General features: G+C 39.6%; 13 protein-coding genes. 6 read left to right on the forward strand and 7 right to left on the reverse strand.

Annotation, left to right across the window (positions count from 1 at the left end; genetic code table 11):
* A partial coding sequence (locus FHY45_RS08795; protein ID WP_139891617.1) for a Cna B-type domain-containing protein occupies positions 1–3178 on the forward strand: 3178 nt, incomplete at its 5' end.
* Between the two features lie 285 nt (positions 3179–3463).
* Here FHY45_RS08795 and FHY45_RS08800 read toward each other — a convergent pair.
* The gene (locus tag FHY45_RS08800; protein ID WP_066107799.1) at positions 3464–3754 is read right to left on the reverse strand and encodes a hypothetical protein; all 291 of its coding nucleotides are present in this window, start codon (positions 3752–3754) and stop codon (positions 3464–3466) included.
* Between the two features lie 255 nt (positions 3755–4009).
* Here FHY45_RS08800 and ypfJ point away from each other — a divergent pair, with 255 nt between their 5' ends.
* Both ypfJ and FHY45_RS08810 read left to right on the forward strand, forming a co-directional pair.
* Positions 4010–4837, forward strand: a complete 828-nt coding sequence (ypfJ, locus tag FHY45_RS08805) for a KPN_02809 family neutral zinc metallopeptidase (RefSeq protein ID WP_139891618.1) — start codon at positions 4010–4012, stop codon at positions 4835–4837.
* Positions 4838–4950: 113 nt separating this feature from the next.
* Positions 4951–5388: a VOC family protein gene (locus tag FHY45_RS08810; RefSeq protein ID WP_139891619.1), complete on the forward strand. Its 438-nt coding sequence runs from the start codon at positions 4951–4953 to the stop codon at positions 5386–5388.
* 253 nt (positions 5389–5641) lie between these two features.
* Here the strand turns inward: FHY45_RS08810 and FHY45_RS08815 are convergent, their stop codons facing one another.
* Entirely contained in the window at positions 5642–6817 is a 1176-nt protein-coding gene (locus FHY45_RS08815) for an ROK family transcriptional regulator (protein WP_139891620.1), read from the reverse strand.
* A gap of 274 nt (positions 6818–7091) precedes the next feature.
* Here FHY45_RS08815 and FHY45_RS08820 point away from each other — a divergent pair, with 274 nt between their 5' ends.
* On the forward strand, positions 7092–8732 hold the full coding sequence (locus FHY45_RS08820) for a hypothetical protein (RefSeq protein WP_139891621.1): 1641 nt from the start codon (positions 7092–7094) through the stop codon (positions 8730–8732).
* Positions 8733–9263: 531 nt separating this feature from the next.
* Here FHY45_RS08820 and rarD read toward each other — a convergent pair.
* The 3 genes from rarD to FHY45_RS08835 form a co-directional block, all read right to left on the reverse strand.
* Complete coding sequence (gene rarD, locus FHY45_RS08825) at positions 9264–10175, reverse strand: EamA family transporter RarD (RefSeq protein WP_066107787.1); 912 nt, start codon at positions 10173–10175, stop codon at positions 9264–9266.
* A gap of 160 nt (positions 10176–10335) precedes the next feature.
* Positions 10336–12927: a polynucleotide kinase-phosphatase gene (locus FHY45_RS08830; RefSeq protein ID WP_139891622.1), complete on the reverse strand. Its 2592-nt coding sequence runs from the start codon at positions 12925–12927 to the stop codon at positions 10336–10338.
* Complete coding sequence (locus FHY45_RS08835; RefSeq protein ID WP_139891623.1) at positions 12917–14269, reverse strand: 3' terminal RNA ribose 2'-O-methyltransferase Hen1; 1353 nt, start codon at positions 14267–14269, stop codon at positions 12917–12919. Before FHY45_RS08835 ends, FHY45_RS08830 begins: the two co-directional genes overlap by 11 nt.
* A 213-nt stretch (positions 14270–14482) precedes the next feature.
* Between FHY45_RS08835 and FHY45_RS08840 the strand changes: the two genes are divergently transcribed.
* Entirely contained in the window at positions 14483–15100 is a 618-nt protein-coding gene (locus tag FHY45_RS08840) for a histidine phosphatase family protein (RefSeq protein ID WP_139891624.1), read from the forward strand.
* Positions 15101–15142: 42 nt separating this feature from the next.
* Here the strand turns inward: FHY45_RS08840 and FHY45_RS08845 are convergent, their stop codons facing one another.
* On the reverse strand, positions 15143–15409 hold the full coding sequence (locus tag FHY45_RS08845; RefSeq protein WP_306821545.1) for a ribosomal maturation YjgA family protein: 267 nt from the start codon (positions 15407–15409) through the stop codon (positions 15143–15145).
* Positions 15410–15712: 303 nt separating this feature from the next.
* Between FHY45_RS08845 and FHY45_RS08850 the strand changes: the two genes are divergently transcribed.
* Positions 15713–16432 (forward strand): SGNH/GDSL hydrolase family protein, encoded by a 720-nt coding sequence (locus FHY45_RS08850; protein WP_066107778.1) that lies wholly within the window; start codon positions 15713–15715, stop codon positions 16430–16432.
* 119 nt (positions 16433–16551) lie between these two features.
* Here FHY45_RS08850 and trhO read toward each other — a convergent pair whose 3' ends face one another.
* Positions 16552–17517 carry an oxygen-dependent tRNA uridine(34) hydroxylase TrhO gene (gene trhO / locus FHY45_RS08855; RefSeq protein ID WP_066107775.1) on the reverse strand — a complete coding sequence of 322 codons (966 nt, stop codon included), beginning with the start codon at positions 17515–17517 and terminating at the stop codon, positions 16552–16554.
* Positions 17518–17723: the final 206 nt, after the last annotated feature.

Genomic DNA, 17723 nt, shown 5'->3' on the forward strand with positions numbered 1-17723 from the left:
TGGAAATAACCAGGACGGCATCCGACCAAAAGAGATTACGGTGAACCTGATGGCTGGAAGCGAGAAAGTAGCCAGCACGAAAGTGGAAGCGGGAGAGGATGGAAAATGGTCCTACAGCTTCACGAACTTGCCAAAATACAAGAATGGTCAGGAAATTGAGTATAGCGTGAGCGAAGTGAAGGTCGATGGGTATACCACAGAGGTAAAAGGATATGACCTCATTAACACACATGTTCCTGATACTATCGAAATCAAGGGTACGAAAACGTGGAATGATGGAAATAACCAGGACGGCATCCGACCAAAAGAGATTACGGTGAACCTGATGGCTGGAAGCGAGAAAGTAGCCAGCACGAAAGTGGAAGCGGGAGAGGATGGAAAATGGTCCTACAGCTTCACGAACCTGCCAAAATACAAGAATGGTCAGGAAATCGAATACAGTGTAAGCGAAGTGAAGGTCGATGGGTATACCACAGAGGTAAAAGGATATGACCTCATTAACACGCATACACCTGAGACCATCAAGATCGAGGGTACAAAAACGTGGAATGACGGAAATAACCAAGACGGCATCCGACCAACCGAGATAACCGTGAACCTGTTGGCTAATGGCGAGGAAGTTGCGAATACGAAAGTGGAGGCCGATGAGGATGGAAAATGGTCCTACAGCTTCACGAACCTGCCAAAATACAAGAATGGTCAGGAAATTGAGTATAGCGTGAGCGAAGTGAAGGTCGATGGGTATACCACAGAGGTAAAAGGATATGACCTCATTAACACACATACACCTGATCAGACTTCTATGAAGGTGACAAAGGCTTGGAATGACAATGATAACCAAGACAAAAATCGTCCAGTTTCCATAGAGATACAACTCTTTGCAAATGGAGAAGAGAAAGGCAAGCCGGTTGTGTTAAGCGAGGAAAATGGGTGGGTATACACCTGGAACAAGCTTGACGTGAACAAGGATGGCGAAGCTATCAACTATACTGTTCAGGAAGTAAATGTACCAACGGGATATGAAGATGTCGTGACAGGCAGTGCTGAAGAAGGTTACATTATTACTAACAACTATAAACTGGGTAGCATGACAGTAATAAAAGATGTTAGCGGTGTGTCTGATGCTGATGTGGAAGATGCAGAAGCAGATTTCACTTTCGTCATCACAAGCGATAATTATAAACAAGAATTCACCCTACCAGCTGGAGGTAATGAAATCCTTACTGGCTTGACACCTGGTACGTATACCATCAAAGAAGTTAAGCCTGATCAAGCTTACAGTAACGAATCTTATAACTATCTAGGAACAAGCTATCAAGTCAGCGGTGCGGAAGAATCTGTAGAAGCACTTGAAGGTCAAATAGTGGTAAGTGAAAACAACAGAACTGTAGTAACCTTCACGAATGAGTATGAGCCGGTTGGTGACTTGAAAGTAGTTAAGATCGATTCTGCAGATGACGAGAAAGTCTTGGAAGGCGCAGAATTTACGCTTACAGATAAAGATGGAAATGTCCAAACTCTAACTACCGATCAAGAAGGGGTAGCGTTCTTTGAGAACTTGCCATATGGAGAGTATGAATTAGCAGAAACGAAGGCTCCTAAAGGGTATATTTTTAAAGAAGGACAAAAATGGACAGTTACAATCGACGATCACTCTGTAGTTGAAATGCCAATCCAAAATACCAAAGGAACGCCTAGTCTTGAAGTGTCCAAAACAACAGACAAACAAGAGTACAAACAAGGTGAAACCATCCATTATACAATCACCGTGAAGAATACAGGTGACATTGATTTGGAAGGAATCGAACTTAAAGGCATCTTCAGTAAAAATGGCGATGCTAATATTGGACAATTGGAACTTGAAGGCTATACAGGTCCAATTAATCTTAAGATTGGCGAAAGAGCTACGTACAAAGTTGACTATGTGATTCCGAAAACAGACCTTGCGGATACAACATACACAAATGTGATAATTGCAACTGTAGACGATGTGGAGATAAGTGATGAAGTTACTGTTATCGTTGATCCAACTTACGCTCTTGAGGTGAATAAAGAAGCGGACAAAGAAGAGGTTAAAGTCGGAGAAACTATCACATACACCATTACGGTTACGAACACAGGTAAACACACCTTAACTAATGTAAACGTAGTGGACAAAATGGTTGGTCTCGATACGGTTATTGAGAAACTGGAAGCAGGCGAAACTAAAACCTTTACAGTCACACATGTGGCTACGGCGGAGGACGTTGGAGAATTAACGAACGTTGCGGTAGCTAAGGTGGTTGTGAATTGTGAGGAAATAGTTGAGGAAGGTTCTGAAATCGTTAAGGTATCTGAGCAAGATGCTCCAGCCCTTGATGTAGAAAAAACAGCAGACAAATCTCAATATAAACCAGGAGAAACTGTTACTTACACAATCACTATTACGAACACAGGTAATGTAGATTTAAAACGTATCACTCTTAAAGACGTCTTCAGTAAAGATGGAGATGACAATATTGATCAATTGAAATTAGAAGGCTATGATACCGAAAATGGCTTTGATTTAGCAGTTGGTAAAACAGCTACATTCACAGCTACCTATGTCATTCCAGAAACAGACCTTGCTGATACAACATATACAAACGTGATTACAGCAACTGTAGACGGTGTGGAAATGGATCCGGTATCTGATGAAGCTACGATCATAGTCGATCCAACTTACGCTTTAGAAGTGGATAAAACCGCTGATAAAGAAGAGGTTAAAGTTGGGGAAACGATCACTTACACAATCAATGTAACCAACACAGGCAATAAAGCCTTGACTGATGTGAAGGTAGTCGACGAAATGGTTGGTCTTGATACTGTCATCGAGAAACTTGAAGTTGGCAAAACTAAAACATTTACAGTCAAACATGTGGCTACTACTGAAAACGTAGGAGAATTAACGAACGTTGCGGTAGCAAAAGTGGTTATCGATGGCAAGGAAATAGTTGAGGAAGGTTCTGTAACAGTTACAGTATCTGAAGAGGATGCTGCAGTTGTTACACCAGATCCTAAAGAACCAACTATTATTGAAGTAGTACAAAACTTCATTGAAAATCCTAAAACTGGCCAATCTACATTAAATATTCTGTTGGTTTTAGGTGTATTCCTTATCGCTGGTAGCGGCTTGTATGTTTGGAAAAGAAAACACTAAGCTTTCAGAATAAGCGAATACTAATTAATAGAAAACCAGCTTGGGTGGATTAATTCCCTCAAGCTGGTTTTTCTTATTTTATGAATGTTGTATTAATGGTAATCCACTCTAAGACGATTTTATATAAAAATTGACTTTATAATAATGATTCCAGCTTACTAATCCTTGTCCTGCTTAGGTAGAAAATATCTCTATTAAATTTAGAAGGTAATATAATTTCTATTTATGATAGTAGATTGTTTAGTAGAGGTGTAAATCTTAAGATGTGAGATTAGTAAGCCGGGGTTAGTGTGTATTAAGATTTCTTAAGTCTGTCATAAAATCTTCGTAAAGTTCTTTTTGGCCCAAAGACTTGGCCAGGTTCATAAGGTCTAAGTAGTCGTCCGTTTCTAGGGCTGTTTCGTCTAAGCTGTGGAGATAATCGTACCGAAATGTTCTTTTCCTTAGGTTATAAACTGGTTTTCTGAAATAGACAGTAGCTGTTTGCCTGGTATTGTCAATTTGGGCAATGACCCCTTCTACCTTTTCGCCTTTTTCCATAATAAATACGGGATTACCAACCTTGAATGTTTTCATCTTTAAACATCCTTTATCATTGATTTTTATACTTCTTTATATAAAATATATACCCTTTGCTGTAAATTAGTACTCAATTTAATAATTTTCAAAGAAAATAATAAAATATTACTAGAAAGCATGAACAGTGTGAGAGATTTGCCCCATCTATATTACAGATATGAAATAAGCTAATCTACCAATCCGATGAATTACTTCCATTTAATTATGGGTATAAGCAATAGATAGGATTAGAGAGGATTGGGAGGGTATTGTATGAAATGGAAAGGCAGAAGGGCCAGTACAAACGTGGAAGACCGCAGAGGGATGAGCAGTAAAGGGATCATCGGCGGTGGGATTGGCGGTATTATACTATTGTTGGTGATTACGTTTCTAGGTGGAAATCCTGCTGAACTATTGAATCAGCTGGGAGGAGGAACATCTACCAATACTACAAATACTGAGTATGTTGGAACGCAGGAAGAAGAGGAACTCGCTGAATTTGTATCAGTCGTTTTAGCTGATACTGAGAAGGTTTGGACTAAGCTTTTTAAAGAAGAAGGGTTGGTATATGAAGAGCCTACTCTCGTTATCTATAATGACAGTGTTCAATCAGCCTGTGGAACGGCTGGGTCATCTGTTGGCCCATTCTATTGCCCAGGAGATCATAAGCTTTACATAGATTTAAGCTTTTATAATGAGCTGAAAAGGGAGTTTCAAGCACCGGGTGATTTTGCGATGGCCTATGTTGTCGCCCATGAAGTCGGCCACCATGTACAAACCTTATTGGAAACCGACAAAAATCAGCAGCGTACAAGCTCTAATGACTATTCAGTACGGTTTGAATTACAGGCTGATTATTTAGCCGGTGTATGGGCTCATCATGCAGAGAGTATGGATTTACTTGAGGAAGGGGATTTTGAGGAGGCTATCACAGCAGCCAGTGCTGTTGGCGATGATACAATCCAAAAAAGGGCTCAAGGGTATGTGGTTCCGGAGAGTTTTACTCATGGTTCATCTGAACAGCGGATGCGCTGGTTTAAAAAAGGATTTAATTCCGGGAATTTAGAGGATGGGGACACCTTTAATGTGAAAAATCCATAAGGAAGAAAAGAAGGCCTGCTTCGCGAAGCAGGTTTTTTGTTTTTATCTATTTTAAACAGGAAAAGAATAATCGATATCGAACTAATAGAGTAAACCATTTAGGAGGAGAAAAAATGAATCGTCTAAACTTAGTAACGCTTGGCACAAGGAATATTATAGAATCCCATCGGTTTTATAAAGAATTGGGCTTTGACATGTCCATGATTGGTCCGAAATCTAGTCCGCATGTGATTTTCTTTAAAAATGAAGGGTCCCGTATTTCCTTGTATCCATTGGAGGATTTAGCGCGTGATCTTGATAAGAGTAATCCACCCAATTTAACTTCTGCTTTTTCAGGAATTACGCTAGGCTATAATGCGAAATCAGCCGAGGAGGTAGACCGTGTTATGGAAAAAGCGGAGCAGGCTGGCGCAAAAATTGTGAAACAGCCTGAAAAGACAGACTGGGGCGGATATGGAGGTTATTTTACAGATCCGGACGGATATTATTGGGAAGTGGCATATGGTGAGATGTGGCAATTTGATGAGTCCAACATGTTGGTTATTGAATAGAATTGGAGGATGTTAATCTACCTTTATAGGTACAAAAAAACTTTAGTTACCTTGGAACCGATATTGCTGGCTCTACGTTACGGTAATCGCTCATACAGTTCATTTTTGTGTGATTTTTCTTTTGACTGTATGGGTACCTTTAGAATTGGATTTTGCTAGTCTAAATGTTTTCTTCCAGTCTGACCATAGAATTTACTTCTGCTTAAACATTCTTATCCACTTTGTTACGGGAGGCAATAAAAAAGGCCAACCTTTATAGGTTAACCTTTGATTGTTTACAAACCATTTGAATAAAATTTTCAACCGCGAAGGCTGAGACTCCAAGAGCAGCTGAATAGATGGATAAATTGGAAAACTGAATCTGCAACTGGGATTTGGAAGCATCCAGGGCACATTCTCCTACAACATGTTCAACTTCATTCTTTAATAAATCTTTTGCCATAGCAAGGCGGTTTCCGATAATGATTTGCTCGGGATTCAACGTGTTCGCGATGCTGGCAATGCCGATCCCAAGGTACTTTGCGGTTTCTGTAAAGATTGCTTGTATCTGTTTATTGTTCTCTGCTTGTTCAATTAATTTTTCGAGCGTCCATTCTTCATTTGATGGGAGGAGGGTGGAAGCCTTTTTAATCAATGCCTTTTCAGAAGCATATAATTCCCAGCACCCTTTACTTCCGCATGAACATGGCAATCCATCATATTGAATGATCATATGGCCCATTTCACCGGCAAACCCATTAGATCCACGGTAGAGTTCACCGTTTAAAATCATTCCAACTCCTATTCCAATTCCGGCACTTATATAAACCGTATTGTTTGATGATTGTCCGGGACCTATCTTTTTCTCCGCAAAGGCACCTGCATTTGCTTCATTTTCGATTATGACAGGCAGATTAAATTCGTCCTGGATTTGGTTCTTTAATTGCTTCTGTTTCCAATCTAAATTAGGAGCGAGCAGAAGTTCTCCGTCTATGTTTACCATTCCTGGAACAGCCAGCCCAATCCCAACAACGCCATATGTACTAGCAGGAGCTGAAGTGAGGAGAGAACGAATTAACTCATTTATAATCTGTACAGCTTCGTCATAGTTTGGATTCATAGCTGGCTGTTTGAGTTCTTTAATGATGTTGCCATTAAGGTCTGTAAGAACGCCAAGTATGTAATTCACTCCAATATCAATACCAATCACATGAGCAGCCGAATGCTGAAAAAGAAGCATGACCGGACGCCTGCCGCCACTCGATTCCCCTGGCCCCGTTTCATAACAGATATTCGCTTCCAAAAGCTCGTTGACAAGGGTGGAGACCGTGCCCTTTGTCAGGCCGAGTTTTTGCGCTAAATCAGCTCTTGATATAGGTGCATTATCTCGAATGGACTCCAATATTTTTAGTTTATTATTGATTTTAATGGTTTGCTGATTCCACTTCATATCTATACTCCTTCTTTCTATCTCTATTGATAGTTATACCATACTCTTTCAAAACAAAAAACAAGTTCATCCGCCAGAGGAATGTAAGCTAAATGTAACGAAATAGATGATCAATCATAAAGACTGGTATGGGTAAGGCGCGATACTTAATCATTCAGGAACCTCTGCATTCTAACGAGAATGTAATATTATAATTATTTATAATATTAAAATAATAATTATTATTATGATATAATTTTTTTATCTATTAATATATTTGGAAGAGGGGAGTTCTTTGGCTATTAAGATACCATCGATGTTGCTTTCTCTATGCTTATTGATTGTTCTTACAGGTTGTTCGGACAAGAATGGTACTTCCACTTATCGGGAGCATGAAGTGAATGATGATGCGTATGTTATGTTAAAAGGTACGGACCTGTATATGAAAGAACATGAGTCTGATATCGAAAAGGTTGATTCAAATGTTAGGGAGGATACGATTCATTATCGGGATGAGCATCGCGGGCTCATGTATATAAATGGTGACGATGATTTGTACAGCTATAAAGATGGGGAGAAAAAAAGAATAGCTAAACAGGTTTCTGCCAGTAGAATACCGTATCTGCTTTCCTTTGATGAGAGCACTCTTGCCTATTTGACTGATGAAAATAATCAGTTATACGTGATCTTTGATGAGAGTAAACCTCGGAAAGTTCGTTCAGATATTGTCCAATACAGATTATCTATAGACGGTAAACGATTATTCTATATCAATGAAAATATGGACTTATATATCTTTACAAAAGATAGCGGTGAAGAAAAAATCGCTTCAAAGGTGGTTAATTTCCAGGAATCAGAGGGTGGTACCAGGTTACTCATCAGTACGGATGATGGTGAATTATACATCAGGGATTTAGAAAAGACTGAGAATGTCCATCTTCATGCAGATAGCCATGATTACGGGGGATTTCAGGTTGATGATTCTGGGCACTATTCCTATTTAGCAGATTATCAGGGTGATATAGGGGAGCTTTACAGCCTATCTGCTGAAAATGAACCAGTTCGAGTCGCTTCTGATGTTCTCGATTATGAAATGAAGGAAGATTCCTATATTTATTTAAATGGAAACCAGCAATTGCTTATGAAGCAGATGGAAGATCAGAAATCTGATTTACTCGCAGAGGGAGTTGTGGACTTCTTTATACTCAATGATGATATCTATTATTTAGATGAGACACAGGCGATGTATAAAGTAAAACAATCAGGTGTTCCTGAGGAAATTGCCCCCAATGTGATGATGGATTCCAGCAGCCGGCTTTGCTGGTCCATTGTAGATGATAAAATTATTTATTTATCTGCTAATCATTCTTTAATTCTAGATGGAAAGAAAATAGCGGATGATGTCACCGGTTTCGTGTCATATGTGGACCATGTCGTTTACAATACCGAGGATGGCCAAATAAAATCCGTAAGTGTTCATGACACGGATGAACTACACACATTTGACCATGCTGATTCCTATACGAGGATTTATTACGGTAATCAGCTGGTCTATAGCAAGACATTATCTCTCGCAGATATAGACGGTATTTGGGGAGTAGAGGGCACGGAAGAGGAGAAGTTGGATGGGTATGGAGAGGAATATGGTCCATACTTTTTCGAAATCATTACGGGTGCCGATTGTAATATGGGGTATCTTGTTATGTATGATGAAGAGGAAGAGCTTGTATTGGAATTGAACATAGAAGACTCCGACTCTGAATATATTAAAGTGGATACAGATGTGGAGGATACGTCCTTCATGTTCAAAAAAGTAAGCGAACAGGATTTAAACTTCATTTTTGATGGAGATGAATCCGACCCGTTGCCTCTTTATAAAACTACTGTGGATGAACTTGAGCAGTATTATGAACAATATCAACTTGCTTATTTTTAAGTAGCAGCATGAAAAGAGATGTTTAGATTAGTCTTTCGGGGGCTGATCGACATCTCTTTTTTGTGGTGTAAGAGAGAGGTACTTTTTCAGGAGTAATTAGTGTATAGTTTGATAGATTCGCTCAATCACTGTTATGCACGCTCAATGGGTAAAATTTTCGCTCGATTGCTTATACTTTCGCTCATGAAAATGAGGGTTGGCCCAATTATTGGCTGTTTTCGCTCAATTATAGTCTAGGTCGGCTTGATTAAGACTGAGTTTGGCTCTATTATTCTCGTAATCGGCTCCATTACAATAGAATTCGGCTCGATTGCTTGAAATCTTTGATTCCATATCACCTAATAGAGAGAATTACCTCTTGAAACTGGCAATCTAGTTAGCATCCCTCGTTGAATTCAATGAAAAAATAGCATCTGGCGCATTATTTAGCCAGCAACAGAGACACACGTTAAGCCGCCTTACGCTACAAACGAAAAAACCGGTGGAGGAAACATCTTAGTTTCCTCCACCGGTCCATCCATACGAAATACATTAATTCGCTGCAGCTTTTCTGCTCTTTGCGGATCTGAACAGATTGGATGCTGTATAAATGATTAAGGCAATCCAGATAAACAGGAATGATATACCTTGAATCAGGGTGAATGTTTCATCGTAGATCACGACAGCCATCACTAGCATGAGGGTTGGAGCTAAATACTGTAAAAATCCAATCATCGTATAACTGATTCGTTTCGTTCCTTCGGCAAACAGCAATAACGGAATTGCGGTTACAATCCCCGCTCCCATAAGAACTAAATCAACTTGGGTACTGTATGATAAAAAGGAATGCTCAGCAAAGAATAACAGATAAATGAGTGCGAATGGTGCAATGATCATCGTTTCGAGTGTTAAGCCTGTCCACGGATTGATTTGAACCATTTTCTTAATGAGTCCATATAATCCGAAGGTCATTGCCATGCATATAGCAGGCCACGGGATTGAGCCCTGGCTCCATGTCAGAATGATTACGCCAATTGCCGCAGATAATACAGCTATCTTTTCGCCATTGCTCAGCCTTTCCTTTAGGAAGATGGTTGCCAGTATGACATTGACGATTGGATTGATATAATAGCCCATGCTGGCGGATAAGATATTATTGCTATTGACTGAAAAAATAAAGATAAACCAGTTGGCTGAGATTAATAGGGTTGCCAGGGTGATTGCTAACGTCAATTTAGGCTGTTTAAGGATGGTGGTGATTTCCCCAAAAACATCCTTTGACTTTCCGAAACAAAAGACGAGCAGCACCATAAACACAAAGGACCATAAAATACGGTGTGCCAGGATTTCCAAATCAGATACATCACCGGCTAATTTCCAATAGACCGGTAGGCATCCCCATAAAAAATAAGCTCCGCCACCAGCTAAAATGCCGAGCTTTTTCTCTTTTGCTTGATTCTCCATGCTTACACTTCTTTCTACTATAACATTCATTTATATCAACCTATTATACTGCTGAACAGTTGAAACGAAAATATTAATTGTGATAGTTATCATTATAGTTTTACCTAAAGGAAGATGAACCTGGCAATCACAACAGGTTCATCTTCCTTCGTTCTGTATCTTACAGCCTTGGGTCGACCGGGTCTGATTCGAGAGAGAGTGTGCCAAGGACACATTCATGTATGCGCTGCAGGGAATCTCCGTTGACAAAGCGGCGAATGCCTTCAACTCCCAGAACAAATTCACGTAACGCCAACTTTTGTTTTTTGGAGGTGTTTCTATTTTTCAAGCGTGCTAGATTAGCGGGGGATAAATAATCCATCCCATAAATAATCGATAAATATTTTCTGCCTCTTACTTTAATAGCGGGCTGCAACAGCTTGCCTCGTTCTTTAGCGATAAAAGTTTCAGGCTTGATGACAATGCCTTCGTGTCCTTCCTCAGTCATTTCCCTCCACCATTCTATGACATCTTGCTCGCTCGCCTCGCTATCGATTACTTTATATTCAGTTTCAATAAAGAATTTGGATAGAGCGCCGAATTCATGATTCATGTGCATATGCCATAGATGCGGGTGGTCAAAAAAGGTTTCCTTGCTATGGGCCAGCACATGAAAGGGAGCAATCTGAATCTGGTGAATATCCTCGACTTCCCAGCAATAGGTTTCATATACTTCTTTGAAATTCTGCGCATTTGCCAGTTTTTCAGTATATTCGTTTAGCCAGCCGTGCAGTTCAGAATTTGCTGATACGGCCTGTTCCAGCTTGTTTTTGAGAGAATCGCGATCCATGATGGCATTTTCAGCAACATGCGCATATTGGTTTTGGATAAGCTCCTTCGCTTTCAGGTTCCACGGCATAATTTCCGCATCCAGCAAAACAAAATCTGTATCATATTTCTCGAAATAGCCATGATTGATCAAATCAGAATGTAATTCGTGAACTACCTTCTCCTCAGTAATGGAATCAAAGAAGCATCGACCTCTTCGCGTATAAATAACGCCAAGCGTTTCATATCCAACATAATGAAGAGCGGAGGGCTGATCCTTGAATAGTAATAAAATAGCACGGCTACCCATATGCTTCTTCTCAGCAATCATTCTTTCAATACCATGACTGCGATAATAATCAATCGCTTCCCTCGGATGCTCTAAATAATCCGGCAGCTGAGAGGGCTTTGGAGTTGGACTCATGGTTGGCGGAATATAGAGCAATTTTTCTATAGGGATGGTGAAATGGGAAACTGTATCAATGGCAGCCTTCACATGCTCCTTATACAATTTTACTTCACCGAACTCTTCTGTCAGGACAGAATACCCATTTATAAAGCTGCCGATATTAGGCGGATTTAATCGATTCCTTTCCCATTCCATCAAGGGGTTGTCATCGCTGTTTGAATAATCCTGCCGGGCTTTTACGCTGACGAATTTTTCCTCCGGATAACGGAAGGCAGTGAGCTGGCCGCCAAAAACAACACCCTGATCTATATTTATCGTGTTATTGATGCGCAGGGGCTGAGGTTTCGGATCATGTCCCCATATAATGAGGGGACTGCTGTTATGATTAACAAACCAATCCTTCCGGCGCGGTTTTCCAGCTTCATCAAAGCCGTCTGTATCTCCATATCGGCAAAAATCACTGATTTCCTGAGATTGTCTGCCGATATAGTCATCCTTTATCCCGGCGTGAGTACAAACCAGTACAGGTACGTCATTTTGTAAAAACACATAATGGGAAGGGGCTTCTATCAGCATCTTCTTCATCTTATTTTTAAGTATATTTGCTTCTTCAAAGCCGTACCTGTCTTCAAATTGTTTAAACTCGTCTGCCGTCTGCTCATCTCCATGCTTGAGGGTAACTTTTCGCCCATCCAGCCAGCGGGCGATTTTCCATCCGTGATTGCTATCAATCATGTACGCTAAACCATGTTCAATATGACGCTCGAAAAATCGCATCGTTTTTAACGAGTAGGGGCCACGGCTCATAATATCTCCAACAGACACAAATCTTCTGCCATTTGGATGAATGTATAAGCCACTATCCTGAGCTTGATAACCAAGCTTTTCAAGTAATTCAATCATTTCCTCATAGCAGCCATGTATATCACCAATTAGATCAAGGCCGCTGCCGACCTCCATATATAGCGGATTTTCCATCCTGTGAAGATAGACTTCATCTATATCCTTAATTGCATAAATTGCTCGGAAGCCTTCCTTTTTGATAAAACGTTTTTCGCTTTTGAAGGTCTGAAATTGCTGTTTAATTCGGCGTTTTCCTCTTGGCTGCTCGCGCTTTTCATCCCGTTCCAAAAGTGTTTGTTGATCGGTATCCAGTATGATGGCAATGATAGGCAAGTGGTGCTTCCTGGCAATATCAATATATTTTTTTCGATCATCGGCCTTAAGATGAGTGGCATCAATGAAAGTTAGCTTATTTAGCTGACATCTAGCCTCTATGACAGAGTATATGACCTCAAATGCTTTTTTTGAGATGGAATGATAGTGTTCCACCAGATAATCTGCTTCTGTTTTGGAGCGGTTCTTCCAATCTATAAAATCGGTATCCCCAACGATTTTTCGGAAAGCATCTGAACTAACAACCTCGGAAGGGAGGAGTGTTTGATTATTGATTAATTTGGATAACAGAGTGGTTTTACCGGAATTGGACGGACCGACTAAAAGGATAATCCCGGCACTTGGTATGTTAATGTTCATCTGATTGGCCTTCCTTTCGTTTGAAAATGCACATTTGAGTAGGTGAGCCATACAGTTCATGAATATCGCCAATTTCTTGAAACTGAAGAGTATATGGCTGATTGGCGACGTTCATCCTGCACCAGTCCTCAAATTGCTGCCTCGACCATTCAAAGCGATGGTCTGAATGGCGGAAGTGTTCATGTAAGTCATATACAGCGTTGTACTCTTTATTTGGTGTTGTGATAATAAGAGTTTTTGGCCGATAATCCTCCAGGATCATTCTCATGATTTTGGGTAAACGTGCCTCATCAATATGCTCAATGACCTCGCATAAAATCATGCAATCCTTATTCTTTAAACGTTCATCATAATAAAAAAGCGAACCCCAAATCAGTGTGGGAGAAAGGAATCCTACCTTGCCTGCCACTTTTTCGAACCTTTTGATTGCCTGTAATGTCATATGCTCAGATGGCTCGACTGCCAGGATTTCTTTAACTCCATCCAGAAATCCTAGTTTGAGAGAAAGCTTTCCCTCACCTGAACCCATATCTACAATTGTCTCTTTATCATCAAGTTCACTGACTGTTTTCAGTATTTTTTCATAGCGAAGGGCAGCCAGAGATGGTTTGGATGGAGTTTTTTGCTCCTTATCCAGCTTTTTAGGTGCTTCTGTTGGGTCATATAATTCTTTGAATCGTAATGCCCTTTGTAAAATGAATGACCTCATTGGATGATTCTCAAGCCATCCTTGTCCATAACGTTGAAGCTTTTCAACTTCCTTTTCGTCTATGTAATAGTGCTTATAGTTATCAAGAACAGGGATGAGGACAAATAACTGTCTTAAAGCATTTTGTAGAGTTGTTACCCCATCCAGGGTGATCATTCTTGCCGATTTAGTTGGGGAGGACGTATTTTTCCCATGTGTAATGGCGATTTCAAACCCCAGCGGACTAAATAAACGTTCTATTTCTTGATCCGTTAGTTCTGATGAAACAGGTCCAAGGGTAAATTGAAAAGGAAAAGCATGGCTGACCCATTGTCTATATTCCTCTTTCGGCTGTCCATTCAGGGCAGTTCCAAGAGCATTCCGTATAAAAGAGCAGAAAATACTGCTTACGGCAAATTCTCGATCATTTATATAATGTGTAATTTCATATTGATTGGAATGGCGATCCAACAGCTCGATTGGATCAGGTGTAACAAATATAGTCGCTTCCACTTCTTTTTCTTCAAATCTACTATAAAAAAGACGAACTAAATGTCCTTTACTGGACCGTTCATACAAGGAGGCTGGGTTTTTAGCAAGCAGGTAGGATAAGACTTTTACATGATCACCGGTTGCTTTCATAGTTAACTGCATCGTATCACTCCGATATGGAAAATATTAAGATAATAAACTAATAATACCATTTTAAACTATGGAGGGTCACATATTATTTCTGGTTCCAAGAGGGGTTTGGTAATGAAGGATAGAATAAATGAAGTGGACTTACTGCTAGGAAGAAATCTGCAAGAATAGCAATGAGATTCTATACAGAATACAGAGTAGCGTTAATTTAGGGGGATGGGAAATTTGATTACACTCTATATAACTAGGCATGGAGAAACAGTTTGGAATACGGAGAAAAGAATGCAAGGAAGATTAGATTCACCCTTAACAGGAAAGGGTGTCCAAAATGCGATCTCACTGGGCAAAGGACTGCAGGATATTAATTTAACTGCTATTTATTCAAGCCCGAGTGGCAGAGCGGCAGATACAGCAGCATATATTATGGGTAATCGGGATATTCCGCTAGCCTTTGATGAAAATCTACAAGAAATTAACATGGGAGAGTGGGAGGGAGAAACACAAGGAGTCATCGAGGCTGCCTATCCAGACGAGTTTGATGCTTTCTGGAACAATCCCCATTTATATAAGCCTGTAAAAGGGGAAACATTTGTAGAAGTTAAAGAACGGGCGGTGAACATATTGAATCGTATTCAGCATGAATATGAATCAGGCAATATCCTGATTGTTACTCACTCCGTTGTCATAAAATGCTTCTATTCTATTTTCAAAAACACCTCTATTGAGAGCCTATGGGATCCTCCTTTTATCCATGATACGAGTCTTACTGTTGTAAAGATAGAGGAAGATGGTTTTAACATCGTCCTGGAAGGGGATTTATCACATAGACAGATTATTATATAGGATGTCTATATCAGAAGAGGAAAGGTAGGCTGATTGAATTTATCATTTATTTGTTTTAATAGAGTTTATTTTCGACCAATCTATGATTACTGCCATCATAATACCCAGTGTATACCGCAATAGATCTATCCACAGAAATCCCTTACCGAGGATTAAAGCCCCGATGGTTGTGTTTCGTATTTGGTTGATCCATGCTGCTTGATATAACTGGCTGAATTCAATCCCGAAGCTGAATAGGACGCTGAACCAAAAAGCAGTAAATGGTTTCTTTTGAACGAAAAGAAATCGAAACCCAAAATAGACCATCATTGCCTATAAAGCATCTCCGGCATGCTGAGCTACAAAAGTATGCAGGATCGAACTATATATACGGGAAGCTAATCCGAGAATGATACATAGAGTAATGGTTGCTAAATAAAAGAATCTATTTATATGGTTGGTTGGATTCATATTCATTCACTCATTTACTATTTTTTATAACGGCAAATTTTAATCTATAAGAATATAAACATCTATCAAGTAATTTTTGAAATATTCTTGATATAATTAAAGTAACAAAGGATTATCATGCTTTGCAACACAGAAACTACTAAGAGATATGAGGGATGGCCTATGAAATTAATATGCTTTGGTGATAGTTTAACTAGGGGAGTATCCTATGTTAAGGGTCGTTTGAGAATTTTAAGAAATAATTATCCTGCCTATTTACAAAAGCTTATGTCAGAGGATAAATTGAATCCAGAGATTAGCCGGGCAGAAGTGATCAATAAGGGAGTATTCAATGATAACTCTGATTTACTTTTATCCAGACTTGAAAAGGATGTTATTCAAGAAGAACCGACCTACGTGATTATTGGGATTGGCGGGAATGATTGTGACTTTGTTTGGAAGGAAGTAGCGGCTAAACCGAATGACGAGCATCAGCCAAAAGTGCCTCTATCACGGTATGCCAATAATTTAAAAGAGCTTATTACCAAATTAAAATCAAATGGAATTACACCGGTTTTAACCACGCTGCCTCCATTGGATCCGGCTCGCTATTATCAGACAATTTCCACGCGTTTCGGTACAGAAGTGAGTCAATGGATATGCAAGGTGGGGGGAATAGCCTACTGGCACAGTAAGTATAATCGAACCGTAAAAAATATAGCAGAAGAAATGGATGTATTCCTGATTGATGTAAGGAATGCGCTGAAAAACAGAGGTCAGTTAAAGGATTTAATTAGTGAAGATGGCATTCATCTGACCGAAAAAGGCTATAAGGTTATGGCGGCTGAGATTTATGATAACTTAGGTAAGCTAGCCCCGCAAAAAGTACTGCAGGAACAATAATTTTGGTTATTATGAAGAATTCGAGAGCGGAATAAGGTGATTATAATAGCCGCAGATGAAAAGTTATAATCGTATAATTAAAAGGAGACCTCTCAATCGAAAGGTCTCCTTTAATTATATTACTCAGCTGAAATTAATTCTAGTTTACGCAGTCTTTCTGCAACCTCTTCCTCAGTTAAGTTATGCTCTACAACATAACGATTGCGAGGATGTACACGACATTCATCCGTGCAGCTGCGCATATATTTATGCTCATTTTCTTCACTGCAAAGAATTTGATCGTTACATTCAGGGTTTGCACAATTAACGTAGCGTTCACACGGTTCACCATCGAAGTGATCTCTTCCGACGATCACATGTTCTACTTGGTTAATTGGAACAGCGATTCTTTCATCGAATACATACATTTGTCCATCCCATAATTGACCTTGTACTTCCGGATCTTTCCCATATGTGGCAATCCCGCCATGGAGCTGACCGACATCTTTAAATCCTTCTCTTACTAACCAACCGGAAAATTTCTCACAACGGATTCCGCCTGTACAATAGGTTAGGACGCGTTTTCCTTCAAACATTTCTTTATTATCACGAACCCATTGAGGAAGCTCGCGGAACGTTTCAATGTCCGGCTTGATGGCGCCGCGGAAATGTCCAAGTTCATATTCATAGTCATTACGCGCATCTAAAACAATTGTGTTTTCATCCTGTAAGCCCTCGAAAAATTCTTTTGGGCTCAAATACTGTCCAGTTAATTCGTTCGGATTAATATCATCTTCTAAAGATAAATGAACAAGCTCAGGGCGTGGTCTCACATGCATTTTTTTAAACGCATGACCGTCCGCTTCATCTATTTTAAATACAATCCCTTCGAATTGAGGATCGTTCTTCATCTTATCCATATAAGCATTTGTTTGTTCCACAGTACCGGAAACCGTACCATTAATTCCTTCTTTGGCCACAAGTATACGGCCTTTCAGTTCAATCCCCTTACAAAATGCAAGGTGTTCTGCCGCGAATGCAGCTGGATCTTCAATTGGAGTATAAAAATAATAAAGCAAAACTCTGTATGGTTTGTTTTCTGTCATGGTTCTTACCACCTATTTTTTAATATTTGCAAGATACGTATTCAAAAGGTGATTTTTAGATACTTTTCTTACACATCAAAACATTATAACAATTGTTAGTAAAATGTGCTAATTAAACAACTTATTTCCTCTGGAAAATAAAGAGATAGGTGGTTAGTGCATAAAAAAACACCAATTCTTCTATTGAAAAGAATTGGTGTTGAATA

The sequence above is a fragment of the Bacillus sp. D386 genome (assembly GCF_006346415.1).

Coding starts and splice junctions, on each gene's coding strand:
- FHY45_RS08830 (WP_139891622.1), bottom strand. CDS start 12,927: ATGAACATTAACATACCAAGTGCCGGGATTATCCTTTTAGTCGGTCCG.
- FHY45_RS08815 (WP_139891620.1), bottom strand. CDS start 6,817: ATGAAGTGGAATCAGCAAACCATTAAAATCAATAATAAACTAAAAATA.
- FHY45_RS08800 (WP_066107799.1), bottom strand. CDS start 3,754: ATGAAAACATTCAAGGTTGGTAATCCCGTATTTATTATGGAAAAAGGC.
- trhO (WP_066107775.1), bottom strand. CDS start 17,517: ATGACAGAAAACAAACCATACAGAGTTTTGCTTTATTATTTTTATACT.
- rarD (WP_066107787.1), bottom strand. CDS start 10,175: ATGGAGAATCAAGCAAAAGAGAAAAAGCTCGGCATTTTAGCTGGTGGC.
- FHY45_RS08845 (WP_306821545.1), bottom strand. CDS start 15,409: ATGATGGTCTATTTTGGGTTTCGATTTCTTTTCGTTCAAAAGAAACCA.
- FHY45_RS08810 (WP_139891619.1), top strand. CDS start 4,951: ATGAATCGTCTAAACTTAGTAACGCTTGGCACAAGGAATATTATAGAA.
- FHY45_RS08850 (WP_066107778.1), top strand. CDS start 15,713: ATGAAATTAATATGCTTTGGTGATAGTTTAACTAGGGGAGTATCCTAT.
- ypfJ (WP_139891618.1), top strand. CDS start 4,010: ATGAAATGGAAAGGCAGAAGGGCCAGTACAAACGTGGAAGACCGCAGA.
- FHY45_RS08835 (WP_139891623.1), bottom strand. CDS start 14,269: ATGCAGTTAACTATGAAAGCAACCGGTGATCATGTAAAAGTCTTATCC.